Source organism: Vagococcus sp. (assembly GCF_036639995.1).
Taxonomy (GTDB): domain Bacteria; phylum Bacillota; class Bacilli; order Lactobacillales; family Vagococcaceae; genus Vagococcus.
On sequence record NZ_JAVWHO010000076.1, the window covers coordinates 1 to 5,389 of the forward strand.

The window sequence follows — 5,389 nt, forward strand, 5'->3', positions numbered from 1 at the left end:
CCTAGTGGTGTGGCAAGAGTTGAGAGTATTAAAATAAGTGAGATAATCCGACCAACGTATTCTTTTTCAATCATCAGTTGAATGGAAGAGAGCAAATGAACTGAAATCATTGCAGTTAAAAAAAGCACTGTAAAAATAATCATCACAATTGACCCAAAAATTAAATTCTCACTTTTTGTTAAGGAAACTGTTACGCCTAAAAGAATGAAACAAATTGAAATAATATTAAAAAGCAGGCGAAGATGTCTTGCTATTTTTTTTGAAAATAAACTATAGCATAAAGCACCAAGTAATCCGCCTAAAGCAAATAAACCGTTCATGATACCAAATTCTTGATTGGTGATTCCTAAATTTATTCTAGTAATAGATGGCACAATAACTTGAATAAAGGAAGCAATAATAAAATTAAGTAAAAATGCCAGCAAACAGATGGATAAAATGATTTGTTTTTGTTTGAGATAATCAATTGTTTCTCTGTAATCATTTTTTATAATGGTCAAAATGGAGGTATCGTTTGCTACTTTTGAATATGGAATAGTAAGTTGTAACTCACAAAAGATTGCCACTAGAAAAAGTGCTGAACAGATAATAAGTAAAAAATACAGCTGATTAAATTGATAGATAATACCAGCTAAAACAGGACCAACCAAATTTCCTAACATACCAATGGACGTTGTGATACCAGTCATTTTTGGAATATGTTCTTCGTCATAAAGAAGTGAGAGGCTAGCTTGACTGGTTGGGGTTTCAAAGGCAGATATTATACCTAATAGAAAAACAAAGAGACAGATAGTGATGACGGATTCTGTGTATCGATTGACTAATACAAAGGTAAGTGTTGTTAAAAAATAAGCACAATCCATCAGTATCATTAATTTTTTCTTTGATAATCGGTCGATGATGACTCCGCAAAATGGAAGACTAACTAAACGCCCAATCATAGAACTTGCTAAACTTATACTAAATAATCCTGGAGATTTAGTTAAATCAAGGACATATAGACTGATTAAAAACTGAATGAGTGTCGTGCCAAGAATGGAAAACAATTGGCTACTAATCAGAAGAAACGTATTTTTATTTTTCATCTCTTATACCTCTAAGCCATTGACTTTTTTGACTAAGAAAAACAAAGTAATAAACGTAATAAGGGATAAAAAACAAGTGAAAATTAGGAGTAGTGGAAGTCCTGCACTTAATAAATTACTTGAAACAGAGTAGATAAGAATACCTGAAACGATTGTTAACGGTATTGAATTTTTCCACCAACCAATACTTAAAGAAATAGTGATAATACTAACGACGAGAAAGACCGCAACAATGATTAGAGGTGTAAAGTTAACAACATCATTAAACAATACAGGTTCATCCACAATCTGAAAAATGGATTCAGAGATGAAAAATAAAAGGCTTGAAAAAATACCGCTTAATATAATGCCAACGCTACTTACTAATAAACCAGTCTGTAGTTTAGCGCGCAGCACTTTTTTTCTTGCCACCGGATAGCTTAAAGTGAGATAGCAATTTTTATCATCATAAGCAGAAATAACGAGTTTACCTATGAGAGTCGTGCCCAAGCAAACAAAACCCGCAATATTTATCATTAAGCCAAGGGTGTAAATAAAAGAATGAGAAGAAAATTCTATCGCTGAAGCATTTGAGGTATCAATTTTTGGGATAAAGGCCATAAAATACATAAAGATTAAGCTGACAAAAGGCATGAAAAGGGCCGTTAATAGATAAGGCATTAGATTTATTTTTTTTATTTCTAATTTAATAAGTTTCATTTAATTCACCCTCCATTTTATTAATAAGAAAATCTTCTAATTTGGTCCCGTAATGTGTTACTAAATCAGATTTAAAACCTTCAAAAACAAGTTGACCGTTATAAATGACACCAATTTTTGTTGCTACAGCTTGAACTTCAGACAAAATATGACTGGACATTAAGATTGTTATCCCAGAAGCTGCAATAGTTTGAATCAATTCACGAATTTGGCGAATACCTTTTGGATCTAGGCCGTTTAAGGGTTCATCAATGATTAAAAGCTCAGGTTCATGAATTAAACATCGTGCAATAACCAGTCGCTGTCTCATGCCAAGTGAATAATTTTTTACAGGTGTTTCATTTTCTAGCTGTAAACCAACAAGAGCTAAAACAGTTGTAAGTCTTTCTTTTGTAAGAGGGTAGGACATGTAGTCACAGTGAATACTTAAATTTTCAGTTGCTGATAAATGCTCATAAAAAACAGGTTGGTTAATGCTGACACCTATTTTTTGCTTGGTTAAATCTGATAAAGGATGTTGAAAAAGCGTCACACAACCAGTTGTGGGATGAGTTAAACCAGAGAGAATTTTAAAGAGTGTTGATTTTCCAGCCCCGTTTTTTCCTAGTAAGACATAGATTTCTCCTTTTTTTACTTCAAAATTAATACCTTTTAACACGTGTTTTAAACCATAGTTTTTTTCAATCGCTGTTACTTCAATCATTTGTTCTCCTTCTTTCTTTTTAACATACCAGTAGTATGTATTAGCTAAAAATAAAATACATACTAATGGTATGTATGATTCTAAAAAAAATAGATTAACTATTTTTTTTAAGATAAGTTATTAATTCATCTGCAATTTCCACTAATTCTGCATCAATTACAGGGATACCTAAGCCATCAAAGGTTTTTTTGACAAAACGAACTTTTCGGTGAAGCTCCTCTTCTGGCAACGTAGTGATTTGAATCCCAATCCACAGATTAAGAGTTAGCATTAACAACTCAGCCACTTCTTTTGGTGAATCTGTTACGATTGATCCATCTGCTACGCCTTCTTTAACGACTTTTTCAAGCTCAGGAACAATAGTTTCAAAAGTCATCAAGTATTGCTCACCTAGAATACGAGGGCTTTTTAAAGTGACCCCAGCTGAATAGCCGATTTCTTGTTTTCTATAACTTTTAAAGGCTTCTTTAACCGAATTTTGAATTTTTTCTAAGCCGGTTTTGCCATGCCAGTCGCTTAAACTTTTTTGTGAATCATTTTCCTCCATGACAGCATTTAAAATGGCTAATTTTGAGTCAAAATGATGATAAATAACTCCCTTAGTCATCCCGTCCAATCCATCAATTATGTCTTGAATGGTTGTCCCGTCATAGCCTTTTTCTAGAAAAAGTTTCTCAGCAACGGCTAAAATTTTTCGTTTTGTTTCTTCTGGATGTTTGTTTCTAGCGATGATCATCACCTCCAACACATAAAATAATATGCGATAACTTATCATTACATACCGACAGTATGTATGTCAATTGTTTTTTTGTTTATAAAAAGCGATCATGTAAGAATAATTCTTCTGATGCGAGTCGTTTCTCTTGGTTGGTCTCATAGTTAGCAACATAAAGACAAGAAAAAAGAGAGTTTAAAACATAATCCAATCCGATTTGCGAAGAAAAAGTGGATAGTTTAATGGTTTGGCTCTCACTCACAGCAATAGGTAGTAAACAATCTGCCATTTTTCCAATATGGGAATTTGGATAAGCGGTAACTACAATTAATTTTGTCTGATTTTCTTTTAAAAGTTGAGCGATTCGGTAATTATTTTTACTTTCACCGCTATAGGAAACTAAAATCGCACAATCTTTTTCACTAAAATTTGTCGCCAAATGACGATTTTCTCCTGGCAAGTTAGCCATCTGAATATTATAACCAATCTTCATCATTTTGTTTTGAAAATTTAAGGCAGCAACGGTTGTATCACCATAAGCAAAAATCCCAATATTTCTTGCGCTCAATAAGTAAATGACGGCTTGTTCTAGTAGGTCGTTAGTATAAAGCGTGGCTGTTTGATTGACAGAATCTATGTAGAGTCCCTTTATTTTTTTTGAGACATCTTCATAAGTATCATTTTCTGAAAAAGGAAAGTTAGGATTCACTGTTAATATATCAGTAGGTTTTATTTGAAGCTGGGCAGATAGTTGTATTTTAAAGTCGCTGAACCCTTTTAAGCCGATTTTGCGACATAGTCGTACAATGCTTGAAGTGGAAGAAAAGGTAGCATTGGCAATTTCTTGCACAGATTTTTCTAAGATATCTTGTGGTTGTTTCAACATATAATCAGCAATAAATTTTTCAGTGTCATTAAAATTTTCTTGTTTGTTTAAAGCAAGTATAATGTCCATCATTTTTCTCCTTTACTTGTCGTGGAATATTATTCCAAAAAAATTGTCTTTTTAATAAATTATAGAATGAAATGTTAAAAGAAAGCCAGGTTATTTACTCTATTAAACCCTTATGTTTAACTAGAGTCAAATAAGTTAATGGAGGTATTTCAATGATAAATATAGCCTATATTGGAAATGGGAAGAGTGCCAATCGTTATCACATACCATTTGCCCAAAAAGTACCAGGATTAGTAATAAAAAAGATTGTTTCAAAAAGTGAGTCAAAATGGGAAAAAATTGAAGGTGTGGAGTATGTAAATGAGACAAGAGATGTTTATGAAGACGATGCAATTGATTTAGTGGTACTATCAACTCCACCTCATACACACTATGAATTAGCAAAAGAAGCCTTAACTCATGGTAAGCATGTTTTAGTGGAAAAACCGTTCAGCGAAACAGTTGAAGAGGCAAAGGAATTATTTGATTTAGCTGAGAAAAAAGGCTTGATGATTCAGTGTTTTCAAAATCGTCGGTTTGATTCAGATTTTTTAACTGTTCAAAAAGTGATTGAGGAAGGTAAATTAGGGGATTTATTTGAAGTGGAGATGCACTTTGATTATTTTAGACCAGAAGTTCCTAAAAAGACTTTAGCGTATTCAAAACCAAATAGCTTTGTTTATACTCATGCGTGTCATACATTGGACCAAGTAATATCCTACTTTGGAAAACCAGATGATTATCAATTTGATGTCCGTCAATTATTAGGAAAAGGTCGAATGAATGATTATTTTGATTTGGATTTATTTTATGATACTAATTTGAAAGTCTCAGTAAAATCAAGTTATTTCAGAGCAAAAACTAGACCAAGTTTTGTTGTTTATGGTAAAAATGGTTATTTCATTAAAGAGACAAAAGACCGTCAGGAAGAACATTTAAAACAATTCTACATGCCGACAAATAATGATTTTGGAATAGATTTAAAAGAGCATTATGGCACGTTAATTTACTATGATAAAAAGGGCGTTTATCACGAAGAAAAAGTAATATCAGAGGTGGGCGATTATAGTTTATTTTATCAAAGATTATATGAAACACTAGCACATGATGCGCCGAAACTAGTGAAAAATGAAGAAACATTGTTGCAAATAGAGTTATTAAATGAAGCTGTCTCACATTTGAAATAAGGAAAGAAGGGAAAAAATGAAGTTAGGTATTATTGGTTCAGGCAAAATTGTCGCTGATTTTTTACA

6 protein-coding genes are annotated in these 5,389 nt (G+C 32.5%); 1 reads left to right on the forward strand and 5 read right to left on the reverse strand.

The genetic code is table 11. From position 1 onward, the window contains the following. From RR554_RS11965 to RR554_RS11985, 5 genes are all read right to left on the reverse strand, one after another. The coding region (locus RR554_RS11965) for an MFS transporter (RefSeq protein ID WP_332468124.1) at positions 1-1,085 on the reverse strand (1,085 nt) is incomplete at its 3' end. Between the two features lie 3 nt (positions 1,086-1,088). Beyond that, positions 1,089-1,784 carry a hypothetical protein gene (locus tag RR554_RS11970; protein WP_332468125.1) on the reverse strand — a complete coding sequence of 232 codons (696 nt, stop codon included), beginning with the start codon at positions 1,782-1,784 and terminating at the stop codon, positions 1,089-1,091. Next, positions 1,771-2,487 carry an ABC transporter ATP-binding protein gene (locus RR554_RS11975; RefSeq protein ID WP_332468126.1) on the reverse strand — a complete coding sequence of 239 codons (717 nt, stop codon included), beginning with the start codon at positions 2,485-2,487 and terminating at the stop codon, positions 1,771-1,773. Before RR554_RS11975 ends, RR554_RS11970 begins: the two co-directional genes overlap by 14 nt. A 94-nt stretch (positions 2,488-2,581) precedes the next feature. Then, positions 2,582-3,217 carry a TetR/AcrR family transcriptional regulator gene (locus tag RR554_RS11980; RefSeq protein ID WP_332464545.1) on the reverse strand — a complete coding sequence of 212 codons (636 nt, stop codon included), beginning with the start codon at positions 3,215-3,217 and terminating at the stop codon, positions 2,582-2,584. Between the two features lie 82 nt (positions 3,218-3,299). After that, positions 3,300-4,157: a MurR/RpiR family transcriptional regulator gene (locus RR554_RS11985; RefSeq protein WP_332464541.1), complete on the reverse strand. Its 858-nt coding sequence runs from the start codon at positions 4,155-4,157 to the stop codon at positions 3,300-3,302. A 152-nt stretch (positions 4,158-4,309) separates the two neighbouring features. Here RR554_RS11985 and RR554_RS11990 point away from each other — a divergent pair, with 152 nt between their 5' ends. After that, positions 4,310-5,323 (forward strand): Gfo/Idh/MocA family oxidoreductase, encoded by a 1,014-nt coding sequence (locus tag RR554_RS11990; RefSeq protein WP_332468127.1) that lies wholly within the window; start codon positions 4,310-4,312, stop codon positions 5,321-5,323. The last annotated feature ends 66 nt before the right edge of the window (positions 5,324-5,389 follow it).